Below are 2,183 nucleotides of genomic sequence, written 5' to 3'. Positions count from 1 at the left end.
AAAACAATAAAGTCAATACTTAAAGCATTTTTATTTGGCACCACATTTTTACCAAAATTTCAAAATCCTTCTTTGTATAATATTAATTATCAATCATATGCACTTATTATTTGTGCGTTAACTGTAAAAGAAAAGTTAGATAGAATCTTCATATCTGACTTTTGCCAATACAAATAATCTTCCCAAGACTCGTCAACAAATATATATTTCATTGTTCAATAAGGTCTTTTTGAAACGACGAGCCTTTTTTTAATTTTTCTATTGCTGAATCTAATCTTCTCTCATTTGTCTTAGATGATAATTCATGATGGGTTGACCTTAGCGAATTATATTCATCTAAGGACATAATTACTACACCCGTGTCTTTACCTCTATTGATTATCAAGGTTTCAAAATTCTCAGTCACACGGTCAAGATACTTTTTAATATCTTTTCGAAAATCAGAAATCGTTGTTGTTAACATATCATTACTCCTTTCTGTACATATAAAAGTACAAATATAGGTACAAAAATTAAGAGTTTCAATTTTTAAGATATTTTTTTTACACAAACAAAATGATATTACACCTTACTTAATAAATATCTTCAATTTGATATATATGCAACTATCCATTTGCCCTTTTGGTATTTATCTTTTTTATTTGGTGGTGGGTGCTCAATCAACCGCTTTCAAATATAATGAATCTATCTATCATTGTGGGAGGGGTATTGTTGACATACCCCCTTGTTTGGCTCGGTAGGAAAATACTAGACCGACGCCAAACAATAGGCCGCGCCGTTTGGACAACGACGTTTGTACATTTTGGTCTGGGTTTTACATTTGGTGTTCCTATCGTTCGGGCGGTATCCACTTATAAAGATTGGTGTGGCTGGGTACTCTCAATACCATCTGTAATTGGCTTGGTTCTGGTTATTATTACTGGGGCAGCTTTTTTGCTGACAGTGATAAACCTTGCCTTAAAAGGATTCGGTGCGCCCTTTTTCATTGTGCTCAGTCGGAAATTGGTGTCAGATTGGATGTATGCCTGGACGCGCAATCCCATGGTGCTAGCAGGTCTATCTTTTTTCCTATCATTGGGAATCTGGTTTCAGTCAGCGCTATTTGTGCTCTGGGTACTCATCTTGTTTGCACCGGCATTGTTTTTTTTCGTGAAAGTGTATGAAGAACGAGAGCTGGAGATTCGATTTGGAGCATCCTACCTGGAGTACAAATCCAGAACGCCTATGTTGTTCCCAAGAAAACCAAGGGGTTGAACGATGCGTCGCCCAACAAGCGCGTCCAGCCGACCGCTGCGCTCACTGCGCTAACCTCGCGGCGGCTGACGCGTAACCCGTTAATCCATAAATTAATTCTTTTTTTTCTTTAAGCAATTGGGCATAACGGCTTGTTAACACCAATATTAATCCAGCGTTAGAAGTCTGTAAGAATGATGAATAGTAATTATCTCAACGATTTTATCAGAAAGAAGCCTATATATTATTCTGTAATTCCCTATAATCACCTCACGGATTCTTTCATTTCCGATTTCAGGTACAACTCTTCCGGATTTTGGATGTTTTTTTAAAATCTTAGCTCGGTCCCGTATCCTAATAATTTGAATCCGAGCATGTTTTAAAGAATCTTTCGAAATGTAATTATAAATATTCTCAAGATCTTCAGCAGCTTGAATTGTCCAAATTATTCGAGCCATTTATTGATTTTTTCATCAACTTCCTCTTCAGTCAGAACTTGACCTTTATCTGCCTGGTCAATTCCTTTTTCAATTTTTTCAAGAAGAAGAATGTGATCTAGAACCTCATCAATTGTCGCATTATCAGGAAGTTTCTGAATCCCAGTAATAATTTTCTCTTTGGTCAGCATATTCTCTTTTTCTACAAAGTTACTATAAAAGCAGATAATTTCTAAATTCCTTAATATTGGTGTTAACGTTTTCGCATATGGCCAGTGGCGGAGTTCAGGGCGCAAACTTGTCTAGGTACACTAAGCTGCCATTGGAAAGCTTCGATTAGCACCCCGCAATGCCCGCCATTGCTTATACGCGTTTGTTGCACTAAATCCCGTCCCGGGCTTAGCCCGGTGACGGGATAGCCTTTTTTCTTAGTATTAGTATAAAGTTTAATTAACCTAAATACTTTATACTATGGAAAAAGCTTCGTCTAAATTAAGAAAAAAAACGTTCACT

Annotated in this window: 5 protein-coding genes; 1 reads left to right on the top strand and 4 read right to left on the bottom strand. The window is 36.7% G+C overall.

What is annotated here, in order from left to right:
- Window positions 1–89: 89 nt before the first annotated feature.
- Both NT175_07125 and NT175_07120 read right to left on the bottom strand, forming a co-directional pair.
- The gene (locus NT175_07125) at window positions 90–212 is read right to left on the bottom strand and encodes a type II toxin-antitoxin system YoeB family toxin (GenBank protein MCX6234484.1); all 123 of its coding nucleotides are present in this window, start codon (window positions 210–212) and stop codon (window positions 90–92) included.
- Entirely contained in the window at window positions 209–463 is a 255-nt protein-coding gene (locus NT175_07120; protein ID MCX6234483.1) for a type II toxin-antitoxin system prevent-host-death family antitoxin, read from the bottom strand. The genes NT175_07125 and NT175_07120 overlap by 4 nt, the downstream gene beginning before the upstream one ends.
- Window positions 464–678: 215 nt before the next feature.
- Between NT175_07120 and NT175_07115 the strand changes: the two genes are divergently transcribed.
- Window positions 679–1,254 (top strand): isoprenylcysteine carboxylmethyltransferase family protein, encoded by a 576-nt coding sequence (locus NT175_07115; GenBank protein ID MCX6234482.1) that lies wholly within the window; start codon window positions 679–681, stop codon window positions 1,252–1,254.
- A gap of 146 nt (window positions 1,255–1,400) precedes the next feature.
- Here the strand turns inward: NT175_07115 and NT175_07110 are convergent, their stop codons facing one another.
- Both NT175_07110 and NT175_07105 read right to left on the bottom strand, forming a co-directional pair.
- Entirely contained in the window at window positions 1,401–1,691 is a 291-nt protein-coding gene (locus tag NT175_07110) for a type II toxin-antitoxin system RelE/ParE family toxin (protein ID MCX6234481.1), read from the bottom strand.
- Window positions 1,679–1,861, bottom strand: a complete 183-nt coding sequence (locus tag NT175_07105; GenBank protein MCX6234480.1) for a hypothetical protein — start codon at window positions 1,859–1,861, stop codon at window positions 1,679–1,681. The genes NT175_07110 and NT175_07105 overlap by 13 nt, the downstream gene beginning before the upstream one ends.
- Window positions 1,862–2,183: the final 322 nt, after the last annotated feature.

This window comes from Bacteroidota bacterium (assembly GCA_026391695.1).
GTDB lineage: Bacteria > Bacteroidota > Bacteroidia > Bacteroidales > JAGONC01 > JAPLDP01.
This window is presented reverse-complemented; position numbering and strand designations above follow the sequence as displayed.